This window comes from Azospirillum sp. UENF 211521, assembly GCF_058780535.1.
Genome location: NZ_JBSNCF010000001.1, coordinates 1,644,334 through 1,663,403 on the forward strand (window position 1 = coordinate 1,644,334; position 19,070 = coordinate 1,663,403).

Here is a 19,070-nt window from a genome sequence, read left to right on the forward strand (position 1 = left end):
AAGTTTCATGCTCAGCCAGTCAGCCTCCGCGCGCCTGTTGTCGATCCACCGCCTGATCAGCCTGCTGTTCTGCCTGTTGATCTCGTGGTCGCTGTGGACCGGGGTGCTGGCGTTCTACGCCGATTTCGTGCGTCCGTGGATGATGCCGGCTCTGGCGGAGGCCGCCGGACGGCCGCTTCCCACCGCGGCCGAGGCGTTGCGCGCGGTGGCGGCGCGCCACGCCGTCGGTCTCGACTGGACCATGATGGCACCGACGCCGTTGCGCGACTTCTTCATTTTTTCAGGCCGCTTCGGGGAGGGGGCGCCGCTGACGAACCTGATGGTGAATCCCGCCGCCGACGTCATGGCGCCGTGGAACGGCGTGCTGGCCGATTCCCTGTTCCGCCGCATCCACACCGACCTGCTGCTGCCCAAGCCCTACGGGCGCTTCCTGATGGGCGTGGCGGGCGTTCTGATCGTCCTGCTCGTCGGGACGGGCCTGTTCATCCACGGCAAGGTGATCGCCGAGGCGTGGAGCTGGCGCCGCCGGTCCCGCCTGATCGACCTCAGCGACGCGCACAAGCGGTTTGGTTTCTGGCTGATCCCGTACCTGTTCCTCATGGGATTGAGCGGCGGCATTCTCGGGCTGAAGGTGGCGAGCCAGCCGCTCGACGCGGTGCTGCAGGCCGGTGGAAGCCCGCAGGCGGCCCGCGCCCTGCTGAGCGATGACGGCGACGCTCCCGCAGCCCCGGGGCGAAGCGTGACCGACGTGGTGCCGGACGGGCTGGCTTTGTGCCTCGACGGTTTCGCGGAGCGCTTTCCCGACAGCCGCATCGGGCGCCTGCAGCGGCAGGGGGACCGGCTGATGGTCGAGGGCATCCCCCGTGGACGGCTCACCTGGGCGGGCGAGGGGGCCGGCAGCCTGCGCGCCATGTGCAGCCTTGCCGACGGGACGATCGGCACCGTGCGCGATTCCCGTGACGGCGGCTGGGGGGGCGTGGTGGAAAGCGCGCTGCGGCCACTGCACTACGCCCGCTTCGGCGGTGCCGGCACGGCGCTGATCTATTGCCTGCTCGGCGTTCTGTGCCTGTGGATCGTGGATTCCGGCATGAAGCTGCTCTGGTTGCGGGCGGCGAAGGAGGAACGGCGGCCGCAGGACCAACTCACCCTGTCCCGCCGCTTGTTCAATGCCAACAACGCGCTCTATCTGCTGCTGCCGTTGCTGCTGCTGGCCGACAATCTGCTGACCGGCGCGACCCATGGCGGAATTCTGTTCGCCGCGTCGGCGTCGGTGATCCTGTTTTATCTGCTGCCCTGGCTGGATCGCCGGCGCGCGTCGCTGGAGCGGGTGGCCCTGCCCATGCTCGCCCTGGCCTACGCCGGTTTGCCGCTTTTGCGGCTGGGGCTCTCTCCGGCCGCACCCTGGTTCGGGGTGACGGCGGTGATGGTAGTGGATGGGACGGCCCTGCTGATCGGAGCCTGGCTTGCCGCCGTCGCCTTCCGGCGACAGCGGCAGGGAAGCGTCCTTCCAGAGCGGGAGCGGGCGGACCGTCGCCTCAGCGCATGAGGAGATGGGGGAGCCAGAGGGAGAAGGCCGGGACGTAGGTGACGAGGAGGAGGGTGACGAACAGGGCGCCGTAGAAGGGGAGGATGGAGCGCATGACCTGCCCGACGGAGATCTCGCCGATGGCGCAGCCGATGAACTGGGTGGTGCCGACCGGCGGCGTGTTGAGGCCGAGCGCGCAGTTGATCAGCATGACGATGCCGAACTGCACCGGGTCCATGCCGTACTGCATGGCGATGGGCAGGAAGATCGGCGTGCAGATCAGGATCGTGCTCGCCATGTCCATGAAGGTGCCGAGCAGGAACAGGATGATGTTGATCAGCAGGAAGATGACCAGCGGGTTGGTCGAGATGCCGGCCATCAGCTCGCCGGTGATCTCGGCCACCTGATACAGCCCCATGATGTACTGGAACATCGTCGAGACGCCGATCAGCAGCAGGACCACGCCGGTCGTTTTGACCGTCTTGGCGGCCGCCGCCAGGAAATGGTCCCAGGTCAGCGTGCGGTAGACGAAGGTGGTGAGCAGCAGCGCGTAGATCACCGCGATGGAGGCGGACTCGGTGGCGGTGAAGACGCCCGACGTGATGCCGGCCAGGATGATGACGACGATGAGCAGGCCCGGCGCGGCGGCGGCGAAGGAGCGGCCCAGGATGGACCAGCCGGGGAAGGTGCCGGGGGGATAGCCGCGCTTGACCGCGACGTAGTAGGCGGCACCCAGGTTGCAGACCATCAGCAGCAGGGCGGGGACGATGCCAGCCGCGATCAGCGCGCCGATGGAGGCTTTGCCGCCGGCGGCCAGGGCGTAGATGATCATGTTGTGGCTGGTCGGCATCAGCGCGCCGACGAGAGCGGCGTGGGTGGTGACGTTGACGGCGTAGTCGGCGTGGTAGCCCTCGCGCTTCATCATCGGGATCATCACCGCGCCCATGGCCGAGACGTCGGCGACGGGGGAGCCGGCGACGCCGCCGAACAGCGTGCAGGCGACGACGTTGGACATGCCCAGGCCGCCGCGGATGTGGCCGACCATGTTCTTGGCGGTGGCGACGATCTTGTCGGCGACGCCGCCGTGGAGCATCAGCTCGCCGGAGAAGACGAAGAAGGGGATGGCGAGGAAGGAGAAGACGTTCATGCCGGACATCATCTGCTGGAAGATGACGGCGACGGGGAGGCCCTCGTAGAGGATGGTGCAGAGCGCCGACAGGCCGATGGCGAAGGCGACCGGGATGCCCAGGACGAGGAAGCCGAAGAAGCTGATGGAAAGGATGGTCAGTTCCATGACGGCGCGACCTCCTCGCCGCGGATGATGGCGACGACGTGTTCGATGGCGAAGAGCACGATCAGGACGCCGGAGAGCACGAGCGGGATGTAGCGGACGGCTTCGGAGACGTGCAGGTTGGGGATGTAGTAGGCGGCGACGGAGGTGCCGAGGACCCAGCCGTTGTAGGCCATGCAGGCGCCGAAGACGCCGACGAGGGCGTAGATGACGATCTCGACCTTGCGGCGGATGGCGTCGGGCAGCATGACGAGGAAGGATTCCAGGCCGATGTGCCCGGCGTCGCGGACGCCGACGGCGGCGCCGATGAGGGTGACGTAGAGGACCAGCACGATGGCCAGGCTCTCCGCCCAGGTCGGCGAGTTGTTCAGCACGTAGCGGCCGAAGACCTGATAGAACACCACACAGACGATGGCCATCAGGCCGACCATCGCCACGCACATCCCCGACCACGCCAGACGCGCGTTCACCCGCGTCAGCAGGCCCGCGCTCTGCGGGGGGCTGTGATCCATTGCTTGCAGCTCGATTTCCATGCCGCCGGCTCCCCTCAAAGGACGCGGCGCCGCCCTTCGGTCCGCCGAAGGGAAGCGCCGCGTTCGACTGTGCTTACTTCGTGTCCTGGATGCGCTTCACGAGGCCGTCCAGCTTCGGCGTGCTCGCGAACTGCTTGTAGACGGGAGCCATCGCGTCGATGAACTCCTGCTTGTTTGCGACCTCGACGATCTGGGCGCCGGCCTTCACGACGACTTCCTTGGACTTCATCTCACGCTCGTCCCACAGCTTGCGCATGTAGGGCACAGAGTCCTTGGCGGCCTTGCGGATGGCGGCCTGGTCGTCCTTCGACAGGCGGTCCCACGAGACCTTGGAGAAGACCAGCACTTCCGGCGCCATCGCGTGCTCGGTCAAGGTGAAGTACTTGGCGGCCTCGAAGTGGCGCGAGGACTCGTAGGACGGGTAGTTGTTCTCCGCCGCGTCGACGATGCCGGTCTTCAGCGCGGTGTAGACCTCGCCGAAGGGCATCGGCGTGGCGTTGGCGCCCAGCGCCTGGATCATGGCGACGAACAGGTCGGACTGCTGGACGCGGATCTTGGCGCCCTTCATGTCGGCCAGCGTCTTGTAAGGCTTGGCGGCCGAATACATGCTGCGCGAGCCGCTGTCGTAGAAGGCGAGGCCGACCATGCCCTGGCTTTCCATGGCGGCCAGGATCTCGTCGCCGATCGGGCCGTCCAGCACGGCGCGCATGTGCTCGGTGGAGCGGAAGATGAAGGGCAGGGCGGTGACCATCGTCTCCGGGACGACGTTGTTCAGCGGCGCCACGTTGATGCGCATCATGTCGAGCCCGCCGATCTTCAGCTGCTCGATGGTGTCCTTCTCGGTGCCGAGCGCGCCGTTCGGGTAGACCTTCACGCCGAGCTTGCCGCCGGTCCGCTCCTTCAGGAGCTTGTCGACGTACTTCACGGCCTCGACGGTCGGGTAGTCGGCCGGGTGGATGTCCGCAGAGCGGAAATCGCGGGCCACGACCGGGGTGGCGAGCAGGGTGCAGGCCGCGCAGGCGGCGAGAAGGGCGGCGCGGATACCGCGGGTCGAAAGATGCATAGCGTGTCCTCCTGGCGATTGTTCGGCAGCTTCAGGCTGGTTCTTTGGTTTGGACGGTTGGGTCCGGGAGCCGTCCGGCGCGTGTTCCCGCGCGCCGGACGGCGGGTGATGTCAGGGGTGATCCGTCAGGCGAGGAAGTCCTCGCGCGGGGGTGTGAAGATGTCGAGCAGGACTCCCGGCTCCAGCGCCACGACGCCGTGCAGGGCGTTGGACGGCACCATGTAGCCGTCGCCGGTGCCCAGCCGCCGGGTGACGCCCTCGATGGTGACGTCGAAGGCGCCCTTCTCGACCACGGCGCACTGGACGTGCGGGTGGCGGTGCTGCGGCCCGATGGCGCCGGTCTCGAACTCCACGCGCACCATCATCATGGCGTCGTTGTGGCCGAGGATCTTGCGGCGCACCCCGGCGCCCAGGTCCTGCCACGCCACCGCCTCGTCGATCACGAAAACGTCCGTGCTCATCCTCGTCTTCCCTTTACTGCTACCGGCGACTCGTCAGCGGGCGAGCCAGCCGCCATCCACCGGCAGGATCGTGCCGTGGACGTAATCGGACGCATCGGACGCCAGGAACACCGCGGGACCGCCCATATCGGCGGGCTCGCTCCAGCGTCCGGCGGGGATGCGGGCCAGAATTTCGGCGTTGCGGCGCTCGTCGGCGCGCAGCGCGGTGGTGACGCTGGTCGCGACGTAGCCCGGCGCGATGGCGTTCACGTTGATGCCCTTGCCGGCCCATTCGTTGGCGAGCAGCCGGGTGATCCCGGCGATGCCGCTCTTCGACGCCGCGTAGGAGGGCACGCGGATGCCGCCCTGGAAGGACAGCATGGACGCGATGTTGATGATCTTGCCCTTCCGCCCGTTGCCCAGCGCGTAGCGCCCGAAGGCCTGGCAGAGGAAGAAGACCGACTTCAGGTTCACGTCCATCACCGCGTCCCAGTCGGCCTCGGTGAAGTCCAGCGGGTCGTCGCGGCGGATCAGCCCGGCGTTGTTGACCAGGATGTCCAGCCCGCCGAGCGTACCGACCGTCTCCTCCATCAGTGCGGGGATCGGGGCGATGCTCGACAGGTCGGCGGGGATGGCGGCGAAGCGGCGGCCCAGCCCCTCGACCAGCGCCCGCGTCTCATCCGGCGGGGTGCGCCCGGCCACGGCGACGTCGGCGCCGGCCCGCGCCAGGGCGACCGCGATGGCTTGCCCGATGCCGCCGTTGCCGCCGGTGACCAGGGCGGTCTTGCCGGTGAGGTCGAAGGGGTTGGTCATGACGGGGTGCTTTCTTTCTTCGTCTTCGACGGGTCGTCCGGCTGCGCACCGGAGAAGAAGAAGGGGTTGGCCCCCTGGGTGTTCGGAACGGACTCCAGCAGGGCGCCGAGATGGATCGTCATCAGCCGCTCCGCCTCGGCCGGGTCGCGCGCGGCGATGGCGTCGACGATGCCGCCATGCTCAGCCAGCACATGCGGGATGCGTCCGGGCTCCGGCAGGGTCAGGCGGCGGTAGCGGTCCACCTGCATCTTCACCTGCTGGGCCATGTTCCACAGGCCGGGGAAGCCGGCGATCTCGGAAATCAGGCTGTGGAACGCCTCGTCCGCCTCGTGGAAGCCGTCGAGGTCGCCCGCCGCCATCGTCTCCTGTTGGAGCAGGATGTTGGCCCGCAGCGCTGCGATCTGGCTGCGCGCGGCACGGACGGCGGCGTAGCGGACCGCGGTGCATTCCAACGAGGTGCGGATCACCACCGCTTCGGGCAGGGCGTTGACCGGGATGCGGGCAACGAAGGTGCCGGACTGCGGGAAGATCTCGACCAGCCCGTCGTCGGCCAGCCGCAGCAGAGCCTCACGCACCGGTGTGCGGCTGACGCCGAAGGACTCCGCGACGTGCTTCTCCACAATGGGCTCCCCCGGCTTGCGCCGCATGGCCACGATGTCCCCGCGCAGCGACCGGTAGATCTCCGCGGTGGCCGTGGCGCGGGCGGACAGGCGCGGTTCCTTCGCGGTTCCCAAAACGGTTTTGGGCGCCTTGCCGGGCACGGTCCCCGGAGCGGTTCCGGGCGGTTGGGCGTCCAGGGCGGGCCTGGAGGTCGAAGCCATTGCAGTCCTCCCCATGCGCCGGCCCGTGCCCCATCCGAGGCCGTTCCGTGCTGTTCCTTGAGAAAGAGCATATTAATATATCAGCGCGTCGCGCAAGCCGATTTTGAGGAAGGGGCGAACATTTTTTCAGGGAGGAGGGGAGGCGGCGATGCCGGAGAGTTCCGCCAGCGCAAGCGGCCTCCGGGCGTTCCGATGTTGCGGCTGGAGCCGGTGTGTGTTTGCGTGGCGTTCGCCCGGAGATTGCGAGGATATCCATGCCGCATGAGATGCACGAGGCCAATCGCAGGTCCTGGAACGCAGCAACCGTTGCGCACAACAGCCACAAAGGCGATCAGGCCGATTTCTTTCGGAAGGGCGGCAGCACGCTTTACGATGAAGAGTTGACTCTGCTTGGTGACATTGCCGGCATGGATCTCCTGCACCTTCAGTGCAACGCCGGGCAGGACAGCGTGAGTCTCGCGAATCTTGGCGCCAGGGTGACCGGTGTCGACATCTCCGACGAGGCCATCGATTTCGCCTCCCGGCTTTCCGATGAAAGCGGCATTCCCGCCCGCTTCGAGCGTGAGGACCTGTTCGAATGGTTCGAGCGGGCGACCAGGGACGGGCGGACGTTCGATCGCGTCTTCGCCTCCTATGGAACCATCTGCTGGCTGTCCGACATCGACACATGGGCGCGGGGCATCTCTTCTGTGCTCAGGCCGGGGGGACGCTTCGTCCTTGTGGAATTTCACCCCTATGCCATGGTTTTCGATGAGCAATGGCAGCCGCACTACGATTACTTCCGAACCGAGCCCATCAGGGAGTCCGGGGTCGGCGATTACGTGGCGGAGTCGGGCGGCGGCTTGGCTCTTGACGGTTATCAGGCCGGAGTTGAGAACTTCGTCAATCCGCACCCTTGTTTTGAGTTCTACTGGGGGATCGGCGACGTGGTGTCGGCGCTCATCCGTGCCGGACTGACTCTCGACCGGTTGGTCGAGTATCCCTACTCGAACGGTTGGCGCGGTTTCGAGGGCATGCGTGCGCTTGACGGCAAGCGCTGGAAGCCGCCGGAGACGATGCCCAGCATTCCGCTCATGTATGGGGTGGCAGCACACAAATGAAGCGTCGCCCGCGCTCTCTGCCTGCGTGCGAGCGCCTCTTGACAGCGCCTCGCTCCACCCGCTCGGCGGCACGCCCGGCCATCCCGCTGGCCAGTCCGTTCGGCGGGATGGCGCACTTCCGGTCCTCCTGGAGTCAGTGATTGTCGCGCGGGATGCCCATGGTCTGGGCGACGCGCTGGTACTTGACGGCGGGCTTCAGCACCATGCCCTCGTCGAGCTGGTCGACGATGCCGCGCTGGATCTCCTGCCAGGGGGTCTGCGACGGCGGGATCGGGTAGCCGCCCGCGGCCTCCAGCGCGGCGCGGCGGTCGGCCAGCTCGCCCTCGGAAATCAGGATGTCGGCGCTGCCGCGGCGCAGGTCGATGCGCACCCGGTCGCCGCTGCGCAGCAGGGCCAGCCCGCCGCCCGCCGCCGCCTCCGGCGACGCGTTGAGGATGGAGGGCGATCCCGACGTGCCGGACTGGCGGCCGTCGCCGATGCAGGGAAGGGAATGGACACCCTGTTTGATCAGCGTGGCGGGGGGCCGCATGTTGACCACCTCCGCCGCCCCTGGATAGCCGATGGGGCCGGTGCCGCGGATGACCAGGATGGTGTAGGCGTCGATGCCCAGGTCGGGGTCGTCGATGCGGTGATGGTAGTCCTCCGGCCCGTCGAAGACGACGACCTTGCCCTCGAACGCCTCCGGGTCCTGGGGGTTGGACAGGTAGCGTTCGCGGAACTCGTCGGAGATGACGCTGGTCTTCATGATGGCGGCGCCGAACAGGTTGCCACGCAGCACCACGAAGCCGGCGTTGGGCATCAGCGGCTCGTCGATGGGGTGGATCACCCGCGTGTCGAGGATCGGCTGGTGGCGGCAGTTCTCGCCGATGGTCCGGCCGTTGACGGTGGGCGCCCCCTCGCGGATCAGCCCCTTGCCCATCAGCTGGGCGACGACCGCGGGCACCCCGCCGGCGCGGTGGAAGTCCTCGCCCAGATACTCGCCGGCCGGCTGGAGGTTGACCAGCAGCGGCACGTCGTGCCCGTGGGTCTGCCAATCCTCCACCGTCAGCGGCACGCCGATGTGCTTGGCGATGGCGTTGATGTGGATCGGAGCGTTGGTCGAGCCGCCGATGGCGGAGTTGACGACGATGGCGTTGAGGAAGGCGTCGTGGGTCAGGATGTCGGAGGGCTTTGAACCGCGCCGGGTTTCCCAGAGGCCGATTTGGTTGAGTCACGCCGCCATGGCGACGTCCTCGGTTTGAGCATAGTAGCGCGCTTCGGCCTCAGCGGGGGGAATGTTGCCGATGGGTTCGAGCAGACGCCGGTGGTTGAACCAGTCCACCCATTCCAGGGTGGCGAACTCGACGGCTTCCAGGGTGCGCCAGGGTCCGCGGCGGCGGATCACCTCGGTCTTGTAGAGGCCGTTGATGGTCTCGGCCAAGGCGTTGTCGTAGGAATCGCCGACGCTGCCCACGGAGGGCTCGACGCCGACGTCGGTGAGACGCTCGGTGTACTTGATGGCCACATATTGCGCCCCACGGTCGCTATGGTGGATGAGGCCGCTGCCCTTGGCCGGCCGGCGATCGTGGAGTGCCTGCTCCAGGGCATCCAGCACGAAGCCGGTGTGGGCGGTGCGCGACACCCGCCAGCCCACGATGCGGCGGGCAAACGTGTCGATGACGAAGGCCACGTAGACGAAGCCCTGCCATGTGGCAACGTACGTAAAATCAGCCACCCACAAGGCATTCGGGCGGGGCGCCTGGAACTGGCGGTTCACCCGGTCAAGCGGACAGGGAGTCGCCCGGTCGCTGAGCGTCGTCCGCACCGCCTTGCCGCGCGTAACGCCCCGCAGCCCCATGCGCCGCATCAGGCGAGCCACCGTGCAGCGTGCCACGTCGAGGCCCTCCCGCCGCAACTGCCGCCAGACTTTGCGTACCCCATAGACCTGGAAGTTCGCATCCCAGACCCGTCGGATAGCCACGCTCAGCTCCGCGTCGCTTCGCGAGCGGGCCGGCGCCTTGGCCGGATCGACCGTCCGGGCGGCATGGGCGTAGTAGGTGGACGGGGCGATCGGCAATACCTTGCAGATCGGCTCGACCCCGTGGACGGCGCGGTGCGCGTCGATGAAGGCGATCATTTCTTGAACGGGCGGTCGAGCTCCGCCTGGGCAAAATAGGCCGACGCCTTGCGCAGGATCTCGTTCGCCTGGCGCAGTTCCCGGTTCTCGCGCTCCAGCGCCTTGATCCGCTCCTGTTCGTCCGTCGTCGGCCCCGGCCGCTTGCCCTGGTCACGCTCGGCCTGCCGGACCCAGCCGCGCAGTGTCTCCGCCGTGCAGCCGATCTTCGCCGCGATCGAACTGATCGCCGCCCACTGCGAGGCGTGATCCCCCGCGTGCTCGAACACCATCCGCACCGCGCGTTCGCGGACTTCAGGAGCGTATTTGCGTGATGCCGCTTTCGTCATGATGACCCCAGTCTCTCAAGAAACGGGGCCTCTGGGAAACCCGGCGCGGTTCACTTGAGGTCTTCGCGGACCATCTCGACGATGCGCTTGCCGGTCTCGTAGGCGGCCTGCTGGCGCTCGCGGTAGGGGGCGGGGATGGCGGCGGAGCCGGGAAGCTGCATGCCCAGCACCTCGGCCAGCGAGTTCATCGTGGAGGCCGTGCCCATCGTGTTGCAGTAGCCGGTCGAGGGGGCCGACGACGCCACCAGCTCGATGAAGCCCTGATAGTCGATCTCGCCGGCCGCCATCATCTGGCGCGCTTTCCACACGATGGTGCCCGAGCCGGTGCGCTCGCCGCGGAACCAGCCGTTCAGCATCGGGCCGACCGACAGGGCGATGGCCGGGATGTTCACGGTGGCCGCCGCCATCAGGCAGGCGGGGGTGGTCTTGTCGCAGCCGATGGTCAGCACCACCCCGTCGAGCGGGTAGCCGTGCAGCACCTCGACCAAGCCGAGATAGGCGAGGTTGCGGTCGATCGAGGCGGTCGGCCGCTTGCCGGTCTCCTGGATCGGGTGGACGGGGAACTCGATGGCGATGCCGCCGGCGGTGCGGATGCCCTCGCGCAGCCGTTCGGCCAGGACCAGATGGTGCCGGTTGCAGGGGCTGAGGTCGGAGCCGGTCTGGGCGATCCCGATGATCGGCGCGCCCGACTGCAGCTCTTCCCGCGTCAGCCCGAAATTCAGGTAACGCTCCAGATAGAGCGCGGTCATGTCGGGGTTGTCGGGGTTGTCGAACCACGCGCGCGACCGCAGCCGCCGGCCGGAGCCGATTTCCGGGTGCTGGGGAGAGGGCTTCGTATCGGACATGTCGGCACCAATTCGGGTTGGGGGCGCGGACCGGGGTCGGCCGGCGCCGGGGTCGTTCGGAGCCTCGTTTGGGGCGTCGTCGGGAGTCGGCCGGGCGGTGCGCCCGGCGCTTTACCAGTGAAAGGCGTCGGCGGTGCGCCAGCGCCCGACCAGACAGGCGTCGGCGACCAGTTGCAGCGGACGGGCGTCGACGTCGCCGGCCGCGTCCGCGATCAGATGGTGGAAGCGGCGGTAGATGCCCTGGTACTCGGCGTCGGGTTCGGCCAGCACGGGCACGCCGTTCACGCTCAGCCGCGTCCCGCCGTGGGTCAGGTCGAGCCGTCCATTCTCCGTCTCGATGGCGATGGTCCAGGTCTGCTCGCCCTCCTGGAGGAAGTCGAAGGCGGCGGTGACCGTTCCGACGGCGGAGCCCGCAACGCCTTCCATCCTCAGCGTCGCGGCGATGGGCGTGTCGCGGTTGGCGGGGACCCGCAGCTCGGCGTCGCGGACGACGACGGGGGCCGGCAGGATCTCGGTCAGGATCGACAGGGCGTTGATGCCCGGATCGAAGACGCCGAAGCCCCCCGCCGCGAAGATCCAGTCCTGGCCGGGGTGCCAGCGCCGCACGTCCTCCTTCCAGGTGATGGCGGCGTGACGGACGGTGGCGCCGGCCAGCCGCCGCCGCGTCTCCTCCACCGCCGCGTTGAAGCGGGAGTGCCACGCGGCGAACAGCGTGCGCCCAGCGGTGTCCGCCGCGTCGAGCAGCAGGCGCAGCTCTGTGAGGGTGGCGGCCGGCGGCTTCTCGATCAGGACATGCTTGCCGGCGCGCAGCGCCTCCACCGTCAGGGCGTGGCGGACGGCGGGCGGCGTGCAGATCGCCACGGCGTCGAGGCCGGGCAGGGCGGCCAGCATCTCCGCCTGGCTGCGGAAGACCGGCACGTCGCCGAGCCCGGTTTCCTCCGCTGGGTCGCTGTGCGGGCTGACCACCGCGGCGAGGCGGAACAGGCCGGTGGCGGCGATGGCCGGGACATGCTGGTCGCGGGCGATCTTGCCGAAGCCGACGATGCCGAGGGAGAACGGGGCGGGGGTGGAACGGGTCATGACGGCCCTCACGTCTTGTTCTTGTTGTAGACGTCGATGGTGACGGCGGCGAGCAGCACCATGCCCTTGATGACCTGCTGCCAGTCGATGCCGATGCCCAGGATCGACATGCCGTTGTTCATCACGCCCATGATGAAGGCGCCGATCACCGCCCCGGTCACCCGGCCCACGCCGCCCGACGCCGAGGCGCCGCCGATGAAGCAGGCGGCGATCACGTCCAGCTCGAACGAGACGCCGGCCTTCGGCGTGGCGGTGTTCAGCCTTGCGGCGAAGATCAGCCCGGCCAGCGCCGCCAGCACCCCCATGTTGACGAAGGTGTAGAAGCTGAGCCGCCGGGTGTCGATGCCGGACAGCTTGGCCGCCTTCTCGTTGCCGCCCAGCGCGTAGACGCGCCGCCCCACCGTGGTGTTGCGGGTGACGAAGCTGTAGAGCGCGATCAGCACGCTCATGATGATCAGCACGTTGGGCAGGCCGCGGTAGGAGGCCATCAACTGCCCGACATAGATCAGCACGGCGGCCAGCGCGACGTTCTTCGCCACGAACAGCGGCAGCGGCTCCTGCTCGATGGCGACGCTCTGCCGGCGCAGGCGCGCCCTGGTGTTCATTGCCACCAGCGCGGCGGCCACGGCCGCGCAGAGCAGCAGGCTGGTCAGGTGGAACTTGCCCAGGTTGAGGGCGTCCACCGCCAGGACGTCCGGGATGAAGCCGGAGCTGAGGCGCTGGAACTCCACCGGGAAGGGACCGACCGACTGGCCGGCCAGCAGGATCAGGCACAGGCCGCGGAAGACCAGCATGCCGGCCAGAGTCACGATGAAGGAGGGGATGCGCAGATAGGCGACCCAGAAGCCCTGCACCGCCCCGATCGCCGCCCCGGCCATCAGGCACAGCAGCGTCGTGGTGACGAAGTCCAGGTGGAGCCGCACCATCAGCGTCGCCGCCAGCGCGCCGATGAGGGCGACGACCGAGCCCACCGACAGGTCGATGTGCCCGGCGACGATCACCAGCAGCATGCCCAGCGCCATGATGACGATGTAGCTGTTCTGCAGCACGAGGTTGGTCAGGTTCAGCGGCTGCAGCAGCGTGCCGTCGGTCATGTACTGGAAGAACAGGACGATGGCGACCAGCGACAGCAGCATGCCGTACTCGCGCATGTGCGCCTTCACGAACCGTCCCATGGACACCCGCGGGCCGCGCGCCGGAAGGTTGAGTTCGGCACTCATGGCAGAGCCTCCCCGGACATCAGCGTCTCGCCGGAGCGCATGATCGCTCCCATGATTTTCTCCTGGCTGGCCTCGGTCGCCGGCATCTCGGCGACCATTTCACCGGCGTTCATCACATAGATGCGGTCGGCGACGCCCAGCAGCTCCGGCATCTCCGAGGAGATCAGCACGACGCCCCGGCCCTCGGCGACCAGCTGGTTGATGATGGTGTAGATCTCGTACTTGGCGCCGACGTCGATGCCGCGGGTCGGCTCGTCGAGGATCAGCACCTGCGGGTCGGCGAACAGCCACTTGCTGAGCACGACCTTCTGCTGGTTGCCGCCCGACAGGTTGACCGTCTCCTGGAACACGTCGGCGCAGCGGATGCGCAGCCGGCGCCGGAACTCCTCGGCCACCTGGACCTCCTGCTCATGGTCGATGACCCAGCGCTTCGCCACCCCCTTGAGGTTCGCCAGCGTGACGTTGTGGCGGATGTCGTTGTCGAGCACGAGGCCGAGATGCTTGCGGTCCTCCGTCGCGTAGGCGAGGCCGCTCGCCATGGCCCGGCTGATGGTGGAGACGTCGATCTCCCGCCCGTCGAGGAAGGCCTGCCCGCGGATGTTGCGGCCGTAGGAGCGGCCGAACAGGCTCATCGCGAACTCGGTGCGGCCGGCGCCCATCAGCCCGGCGATGCCCACCACCTCGCCGCGGCGGACGGTCAGGTTCACGTCGCGGACGACGCGCCGGCCGGGATGGGCCGGGTGGTCGGCGCTCCACCCCTTCACCTCGAACAGCACCTCGCCGGGTACGGTGGTCCGTTTGGGGTAACGGTCGGACAGGGCGCGCCCGACCATGCCGCGGATGATGCGGTCCTGGCTGACCACGGCCTCGCGGCAGTCCAGCGTCTCCACCGTCGTGCCGTCGCGCAGGATGGTCACCCGGTCGGCGACCTTGGCGATCTCGTTCAGCTTGTGCGAGATGAGGATGGAGGCGATGCCGCGCGCCTTGAATTGCAGCAGCAATTCCAGCAGGGCGTCGCTGTCGCTCTCGTTCAGGCTGGCGGTCGGCTCGTCCAGGATCAGCAGCTTGACCTCCTTGGACAGCGCCTTGGCGATCTCCACGAGCTGCTGCTTGCCGACGCCGATGTCGGTGATCAGGGTCTCCGGCGGGTCGTGCAGCCCGACGAGGCGCAGCAGCTCCCGCGCCCGCAGCGTGGCGGCGTCCCAGTCGATCACTCCACGGCTCGCCTGCTCGTTGCCGAGGAACAGGTTCTCGGTGATCGACAGCAGGGGAACCAGGGCGAGTTCCTGGTGGATGATGATGATGCCTTGCCGCTCGCTGTCGGCGATGCCGCGGAAGGCCTGAGGCTGGCCGCGGAAGCGGATCTCGCCGTCGAAGCTGCCTTGCGGGTAGACCCCGCTCAGCACCTTCATCAGCGTCGACTTGCCGGCGCCGTTCTCGCCGATCAATGCGTGGATCTCGCCCTCGCGGACCGACAGGTTGACGTCGTCCAGCGCCTTCACGCCGGGAAACGTCTTGGTGATGCCCTTCATCTCCAGGATCGGCATCGCCAGACTGGACCGCTCCAGGATGGAGTCCATGAACACCTCCGATCGCCCGATCGAACCTCAGACGGGTGGCGGGGCGCACCGCATGGCGTCCGCCCCGCGCCGCCGCGTCATTTGAACTGCGCTTCGGTGTAGTAGCCGCTGTCGACCAGCGTGCTCTTCCAGTTCGACGCGTCCACGCTGACCGGCTTCAGCAGGTAGGCCGGGACGACCTTCTTGCCGTTGTCGTAGGACTTGGTGTCGTTGACCGGCGGCGTGCCGCCGCCCAGAACCGCGTCGACCATCTCGACCGTGATCCGGGCCAGTTCGCGGGTGTCCTTGAAGACGGTGGCGCGCTGCTCGCCCGCCAGGATCGACTTGATCGAGGGCACCTCGGCGTCTTGCCCGGTCACCACCGGCATCGGCTGCGACGGCGAGCCGTAGCCGACCCCCTTCAGCGAGGAGATGATGCCGATGCTGATCCCGTCGTAGGGCGACAGCACGGCGTCGACGCGGCGGTTGCCGTAGAAGGCGCTCAGCAGGTTGTCCATGCGGGCCTGGGCGGTGGCGCCGTCCCAGCGCAGGGTGGACACCTTGTCCATGCCCACCTGACCGCTGCCCACCGTCAGCTTGCCGCTGTCAATGTAGGGCTGCAGCACCGACATGGCGCCGTTGTAGAAGAAATAGGCGTTGTTGTCGTCGGGAGAGCCGCCGAACAGCTCGATATTGAAGGGACCTTTGCCGTCCTTCAGGCCCAGCGCGTCGACGATGTAGCTGCCCTGCAGCACGCCGACCTGGAAATTGTCGAAGGTCGCGTAATAGTCCACATTCTCCGACCCGCGGATCAGCCGGTCGTAGGCGATGACCTTCACGCCGCGGTCCTTGGCCTGCTGGAGCACGTCGGTCAGCGTCGTGCCGTCGATGGCGGCAATCACCAGGACCTTGCTGTTCTTGGCGACCATCGTCTCGATCTGGGCGAGCTGGTTGGGGATGTCGTCCTCGGCGTATTGCAGGTCGGTCTTGTAGCCCTTGGCTTGGAACTGCTTGACCATGTTGTTGCCGTCGTCGATCCAGCGGGCCGAGGACTTGGTGGGCATCGCGATGCCGACGGTGGGCTTGTCCTGCGCCAGAGTCGGATTGGTGCCGGTGGCGAGGACCAGCATACCGACGGCCATCCCGGCCAGTGCGGTCGTGAACGAAGAAGACATGGGCCGATTTCCTCCCCCTTCTGCGGCACCGGGTTGGCCACACCCGCGGCACTTGAACGGGTGTCGGGTGGCGCAATGTTTGTAAGGCTAGCAATCGGCCGAAAAACCATAACTGTCAAATACGATTATTGGCGGAATCCATACACATTTCGATATCACTTGAAGAGCCCGGCTGCGGCATTTCCAGCGCGCGGCGCATCTTGGCGTCGGACGCCGCGCGCAGAGCGGCCAGGGCGGTGCGGGCGCCCGGCGACAGCGGGCGGTCCTTCAGCCAGAAAATGCCGTAGGGCTCGACGCTGAAGCGCTTGTGGAAGGGCACGATGGTGCAGCTGCCGGTGGGCGAGAACACCTGGGCGAGGGCGCGGGCGAAGACGGTGACCGAATCGTTCTCGGCGACCATCGCCAGGGAGATGACGGGGGAAGCGCTTTCGATCACCTTGCGCGGCGGCGGAACCCCCTCGGCGCGGAACAGCGCCTCGACCCGGCTGCGCAGCAGGCTGCCCAAGGGTTGGAGAATCCAGGTGGCGTCCACAAGATCCGCGGCGGTCAGCGGGCGGCCGAGCCGCAGCAGCGGGTGGCCGTCGCGGCAGACAAAGCACAGCTCTTCGCTGCTGATCTCCTGATAGTCGAAGCACGCGGCGTCGGCATGGTCGGGCAGGCGGCCGATTGCGAAATCCATCACGCCCTGCCGGACCCGCTCGGCCAGCACGTCGCTGGTCTCCACCGCCACGGCGATTTTCAGGTCGGGGTGATCGCGGGTCAGCGTGGTGATCACCGGCACCACCAGCTCCACCGCCGGGGCCATCACCGTGCCGATGGAGACGCTGCCGCTGTGGCCGGCCAGCAGGTCGTTCAGCTCCTCCCCCGCCTCCTGCAAGCCGCTGAGGATCGTCCGCGCGTGGCGGATCATCAGGCCGCCGTACCAGTTCGGCTCGACGCCGCGGCCATGGCGCTCGAACAGGGTGACGCCCAGCGACTCCTCCAGGTCGCCCAGCAGCTTCGAGGCGGCCGGCTGCGACATGGTCAGGCTGGCGGCGGCGCGGTGCAGGTTGCGGTGCTCGTCCAGCGCCACGAAGAGCTGGAGATGGCGCAGCTTCAGCCGGGCCTTGAGGAACCAGTTGGCCGGGAAACGGTGCGGGGTCACGGGCGGGGCCTCCGGTCTGGCGACGACGCCGATATACGCAATCTCGTATCGCCGGCGCCGATATTCGTATTGGACGAGTATCAGAACGCCCTCTATTGTTCGCATGGTCAACAAAATTCGGAACGGGACCGCGAGGGGGAGGCGACACGGCATGCCGCAGGAGGTTCGTTGCGTCTGGCCCGCCCGGGCGCTCCTGGGCGAGGGCCCGCTGTGGTCGCCGGGGCAGGGCGCCGTCTTCTTCGTCGACATCCACGGGTCGCGGATTTTGCGACACGAGCTGGACGACGGGACTCGAATGGAATGGGCGCTGGAGGACGCCGCCTGCTGGCTGGTGGAGTGCGCCGATGGCAACGGCTTTATCGCCGGGCTGCGCTCGCGCCGGGTGGTGCGGTTGCGGCTGGAGCCGGGCCGAGCGGTCATCGCCGGGGAACTGGCGCGGATCGACCCCGACCGGCCGGGCAACCGGCTGAACGACGCCAAGGCCGACGCGCAGGGGCGCCTGTGGATCGGCAGCATGGACGACGGGGAGGAAACGCCGTCCGGCGCCTTCCACCGGCTCGACCCCGACGGGTCGATCGCGCGCGTGGACGAGGGCTACACCGTCGCCAACGGCCCGGCGCTGGCGCCGGACGGGCGGACGCTCTACCACACCGACAGTGCGGCGCGGACGATCCACGCCTTCGACCTGGACGGCGCGGGGCGGCTGTCCGGCAAGCGCGCCCACATCCGCTTCGCCGAGGCCGACGGCTATCCCGACGGCATGACCTGCGACGCCGAGGGCGGCCTGTGGGTGGCCCATTGGGACGGCGGGCGGGTCAGCCGCTTCCGGCCCGACGGCACGCTCGACCGCGCGATCGCGCTGCCGGTGTCGCGGGTCACCTCCTGCGTTTTCGCCGGCGCCGCCCTCGACCGGCTGTTCGTGACCACCGCAGCGCACGGCATCGGGCGCGACGGCCGGCCGGACGAACCGCTGGCCGGCGCGCTGTTCGCGTGCGATCCCGGCGGTGTGCGCGGCCTGCCGCCCGGCCGGTTCGGGCATCCGCCCGGCTGACCCGGCCTGCAAATCCACCCGACAGAAGGACCTCAACGGCCATGGCCACCAGCGCCCGCCCCTACCGGGGAGTGTTCCCCGTCGTTCCCACCATCTTCACCGAGACGGGGGACCTCGACCTCGCCGGGCAGACGCGCTGCGTCGATTTCATGATCGACGCCGGCTCCGACGGCCTGTGCATCCTCGCCAACTTCTCCGAGCAGTTCGTGCTGACCGACGCCGAGCGCGAGCTGCTGATGGAGACGATCCTCGGCCACGTCGCCGGGCGGGTGCCGGTCATCGTCACCACCACCCATTTCAGCACCGCCGCCTGCGCCGCGCGCAGCCGCCGTGCCCAGGATCTCGGGGCCGCCATGGTGATGGTCATGCCGCCCTACCACGGCGCCACCATCCGCGTGCCCGAGGCGGGCATCACCGCCTTCTTCCAGCGGGTGTCCGACGCCATCGACATCCCGATCATGATCCAGGACGCCCCGGTCAGCGGCACCGCGCTGTCGGCGGAGCTGCTGGCCCGCATGGCGCGGGAGATCGCCAACGTCGCCTATTTCAAGGTCGAGGTGCCGCAGGCCGCCGCCAAGCTGCGCCGGCTGATCGAACTGGGCGGCGACGCCATCGAAGGGCCGTGGGACGGCGAGGAGGCGATCACCCTGCTGGCCGACCTCGACGCCGGGGCGACCGGCGCCATGACCGGCGGCGGCTATCCCGACGGCATCCGCCAGATCATCGACCCCTTCCAGGCCGGCGACCGCGAGGCGGCGGTGGTGGCCTACGGGCGCTGGCTGCCGCTGATCAACCACGAGAACCGCCAATGCGGGCTCGCCACCGCCAAGATCCTGATGAAGGAGGGCGGCATCATCGCCTGCGACGCCGTGCGCCACCCGCTGGCGGACCCGCAACCGGCCAGCCGCGCCGGCCTGCTCGACGCCGCCCGCCGCCTCGACCCGCTGGTCCTGCGCTGGGCCCGCTGA

The 19,070-nt window shown here is 68.3% G+C and carries 17 protein-coding genes, 1 pseudogene and 1 other annotated feature; of the genes and pseudogenes, 4 read left to right on the plus strand and 14 right to left on the minus strand.

Going from position 1 to position 19,070, the window contains the following annotated elements; translation table 11 throughout:
- The first annotated feature begins 7 nt into the window (after positions 1 to 7).
- Entirely contained in the window at positions 8 to 1,546 is a 1,539-nt protein-coding gene (locus ACWPN5_RS07715; protein ID WP_492295091.1) for a PepSY-associated TM helix domain-containing protein, read from the plus strand.
- Here ACWPN5_RS07715 and ACWPN5_RS07720 read toward each other — a convergent pair.
- The 6 genes from ACWPN5_RS07720 to ACWPN5_RS07745 form a co-directional block, all read right to left on the minus strand.
- Entirely contained in the window at positions 1,536 to 2,819 is a 1,284-nt protein-coding gene (locus ACWPN5_RS07720) for a TRAP transporter large permease (protein ID WP_059399705.1), read from the minus strand. The two genes, ACWPN5_RS07715 and ACWPN5_RS07720, sit on opposite strands and share 11 nt — an antisense overlap.
- Positions 2,810 to 3,328 carry a TRAP transporter small permease gene (locus ACWPN5_RS07725; RefSeq protein WP_492295092.1) on the minus strand — a complete coding sequence of 173 codons (519 nt, stop codon included), beginning with the start codon at positions 3,326 to 3,328 and terminating at the stop codon, positions 2,810 to 2,812. The genes ACWPN5_RS07720 and ACWPN5_RS07725 overlap by 10 nt, the downstream gene beginning before the upstream one ends.
- Positions 3,329 to 3,422: 94 nt before the next feature.
- Positions 3,423 to 4,412 (minus strand): TRAP transporter substrate-binding protein, encoded by a 990-nt coding sequence (locus ACWPN5_RS07730; RefSeq protein ID WP_145687318.1) that lies wholly within the window; start codon positions 4,410 to 4,412, stop codon positions 3,423 to 3,425.
- A gap of 125 nt (positions 4,413 to 4,537) precedes the next feature.
- A complete protein-coding gene (locus tag ACWPN5_RS07735; protein WP_137142896.1) occupies positions 4,538 to 4,873 on the minus strand; it encodes a cupin domain-containing protein in 336 nt (111 codons plus the stop codon).
- 33 nt (positions 4,874 to 4,906) lie between these two features.
- On the minus strand, positions 4,907 to 5,665 hold the full coding sequence (gene kduD, locus ACWPN5_RS07740; RefSeq protein WP_200479638.1) for a 2-dehydro-3-deoxy-D-gluconate 5-dehydrogenase KduD: 759 nt from the start codon (positions 5,663 to 5,665) through the stop codon (positions 4,907 to 4,909).
- Positions 5,662 to 6,486: a GntR family transcriptional regulator gene (locus ACWPN5_RS07745; protein WP_145687314.1), complete on the minus strand. Its 825-nt coding sequence runs from the start codon at positions 6,484 to 6,486 to the stop codon at positions 5,662 to 5,664. The genes kduD and ACWPN5_RS07745 overlap by 4 nt, the downstream gene beginning before the upstream one ends.
- A 254-nt stretch (positions 6,487 to 6,740) precedes the next feature.
- Here ACWPN5_RS07745 and ACWPN5_RS07750 point away from each other — a divergent pair, with 254 nt between their 5' ends.
- Positions 6,741 to 7,586 carry a class I SAM-dependent methyltransferase gene (locus ACWPN5_RS07750; protein WP_492295093.1) on the plus strand — a complete coding sequence of 282 codons (846 nt, stop codon included), beginning with the start codon at positions 6,741 to 6,743 and terminating at the stop codon, positions 7,584 to 7,586.
- A gap of 133 nt (positions 7,587 to 7,719) precedes the next feature.
- On the opposite strand, the gene ACWPN5_RS07755 is transcribed toward ACWPN5_RS07750, so the two are convergent.
- The 8 genes and pseudogenes from ACWPN5_RS07755 to ACWPN5_RS07790 all read right to left on the minus strand — a co-directional run bounded on the left by ACWPN5_RS07755 (position 7,720) and on the right by ACWPN5_RS07790 (position 17,051).
- Complete coding sequence (locus ACWPN5_RS07755; protein ID WP_492296367.1) at positions 7,720 to 8,787, minus strand: dihydroxy-acid dehydratase domain-containing protein; 1,068 nt, start codon at positions 8,785 to 8,787, stop codon at positions 7,720 to 7,722.
- A gap of 9 nt (positions 8,788 to 8,796) precedes the next feature.
- Positions 8,797 to 10,028 (minus strand): IS3 family transposase gene (locus tag ACWPN5_RS07760; RefSeq protein WP_492295000.1). Its coding sequence is split into 2 segments (ribosomal slippage): positions 8,797 to 9,737 and positions 9,737 to 10,028, totalling 1,233 coding nucleotides; the frame shifts between segments, so codons are not numbered across the junction.
- Positions 9,628 to 9,744, minus strand: a sequence feature (AL1L pseudoknot). It overlaps the preceding gene by 117 nt.
- 53 nt (positions 10,029 to 10,081) lie before the next feature.
- Positions 10,082 to 10,873, minus strand: a pseudogene (locus tag ACWPN5_RS07765) (dihydroxy-acid dehydratase domain-containing protein); the annotation flags it as partial.
- 111 nt (positions 10,874 to 10,984) lie between these two features.
- Positions 10,985 to 11,953 (minus strand): Gfo/Idh/MocA family protein, encoded by a 969-nt coding sequence (locus ACWPN5_RS07770; protein ID WP_492295094.1) that lies wholly within the window; start codon positions 11,951 to 11,953, stop codon positions 10,985 to 10,987.
- An 8-nt stretch (positions 11,954 to 11,961) separates the two neighbouring features.
- Positions 11,962 to 13,173, minus strand: coding sequence for a multiple monosaccharide ABC transporter permease (gene mmsB / locus ACWPN5_RS07775; protein WP_492295095.1), 1,212 nt, complete (start codon positions 13,171 to 13,173; stop codon positions 11,962 to 11,964).
- Positions 13,170 to 14,753 carry a multiple monosaccharide ABC transporter ATP-binding protein gene (gene mmsA / locus ACWPN5_RS07780; RefSeq protein WP_492295096.1) on the minus strand — a complete coding sequence of 528 codons (1,584 nt, stop codon included), beginning with the start codon at positions 14,751 to 14,753 and terminating at the stop codon, positions 13,170 to 13,172. Before mmsA ends, mmsB begins: the two co-directional genes overlap by 4 nt.
- Positions 14,754 to 14,830: 77 nt before the next feature.
- A complete protein-coding gene (gene chvE / locus ACWPN5_RS07785) occupies positions 14,831 to 15,907 on the minus strand; it encodes a multiple monosaccharide ABC transporter substrate-binding protein (protein WP_492295097.1) in 1,077 nt (358 codons plus the stop codon).
- A gap of 115 nt (positions 15,908 to 16,022) precedes the next feature.
- Positions 16,023 to 17,051: a LysR family transcriptional regulator gene (locus ACWPN5_RS07790; RefSeq protein ID WP_492295098.1), complete on the minus strand. Its 1,029-nt coding sequence runs from the start codon at positions 17,049 to 17,051 to the stop codon at positions 16,023 to 16,025.
- A 151-nt stretch (positions 17,052 to 17,202) separates the two neighbouring features.
- Between ACWPN5_RS07790 and ACWPN5_RS07795 the strand changes: the two genes are divergently transcribed.
- Together ACWPN5_RS07795 and ACWPN5_RS07800 are read left to right on the plus strand one after the other, a co-directional pair.
- Positions 17,203 to 18,102, plus strand: a complete 900-nt coding sequence (locus ACWPN5_RS07795; protein ID WP_492295099.1) for an SMP-30/gluconolactonase/LRE family protein — start codon at positions 17,203 to 17,205, stop codon at positions 18,100 to 18,102.
- Positions 18,103 to 18,143: 41 nt separating this feature from the next.
- Positions 18,144 to 19,070 (plus strand): dihydrodipicolinate synthase family protein, encoded by a 927-nt coding sequence (locus ACWPN5_RS07800; RefSeq protein WP_492295100.1) that lies wholly within the window; start codon positions 18,144 to 18,146, stop codon positions 19,068 to 19,070.

What these genes read in the sequence shown, in the direction of transcription:
- ACWPN5_RS07730 (WP_145687318.1), bottom strand. Translation starts at nt 4,412, where the DNA reads ATGCATCTTTCGACCCGCGGTATCCGCGCCGCCCTTCTCGCCGCCTGC.
- ACWPN5_RS07720 (WP_059399705.1), bottom strand. Translation starts at nt 2,819, where the DNA reads ATGGAACTGACCATCCTTTCCATCAGCTTCTTCGGCTTCCTCGTCCTG.
- ACWPN5_RS07745 (WP_145687314.1), bottom strand. Translation starts at nt 6,486, where the DNA reads ATGGCTTCGACCTCCAGGCCCGCCCTGGACGCCCAACCGCCCGGAACC.
- kduD (WP_200479638.1), bottom strand. Translation starts at nt 5,665, where the DNA reads ATGACCAACCCCTTCGACCTCACCGGCAAGACCGCCCTGGTCACCGGC.
- ACWPN5_RS07750 (WP_492295093.1), top strand. Translation starts at nt 6,741, where the DNA reads ATGCCGCATGAGATGCACGAGGCCAATCGCAGGTCCTGGAACGCAGCA.
- ACWPN5_RS07715 (WP_492295091.1), top strand. Translation starts at nt 8, where the DNA reads ATGCTCAGCCAGTCAGCCTCCGCGCGCCTGTTGTCGATCCACCGCCTG.
- ACWPN5_RS07735 (WP_137142896.1), bottom strand. Translation starts at nt 4,873, where the DNA reads ATGAGCACGGACGTTTTCGTGATCGACGAGGCGGTGGCGTGGCAGGAC.
- ACWPN5_RS07795 (WP_492295099.1), top strand. Translation starts at nt 17,203, where the DNA reads ATGCCGCAGGAGGTTCGTTGCGTCTGGCCCGCCCGGGCGCTCCTGGGC.
- mmsA (WP_492295096.1), bottom strand. Translation starts at nt 14,753, where the DNA reads ATGGACTCCATCCTGGAGCGGTCCAGTCTGGCGATGCCGATCCTGGAG.
- ACWPN5_RS07725 (WP_492295092.1), bottom strand. Translation starts at nt 3,328, where the DNA reads ATGGATCACAGCCCCCCGCAGAGCGCGGGCCTGCTGACGCGGGTGAAC.
- chvE (WP_492295097.1), bottom strand. Translation starts at nt 15,907, where the DNA reads ATGTCTTCTTCGTTCACGACCGCACTGGCCGGGATGGCCGTCGGTATG.
- ACWPN5_RS07800 (WP_492295100.1), top strand. Translation starts at nt 18,144, where the DNA reads ATGGCCACCAGCGCCCGCCCCTACCGGGGAGTGTTCCCCGTCGTTCCC.
- mmsB (WP_492295095.1), bottom strand. Translation starts at nt 13,173, where the DNA reads ATGAGTGCCGAACTCAACCTTCCGGCGCGCGGCCCGCGGGTGTCCATG.
- ACWPN5_RS07770 (WP_492295094.1), bottom strand. Translation starts at nt 11,953, where the DNA reads ATGACCCGTTCCACCCCCGCCCCGTTCTCCCTCGGCATCGTCGGCTTC.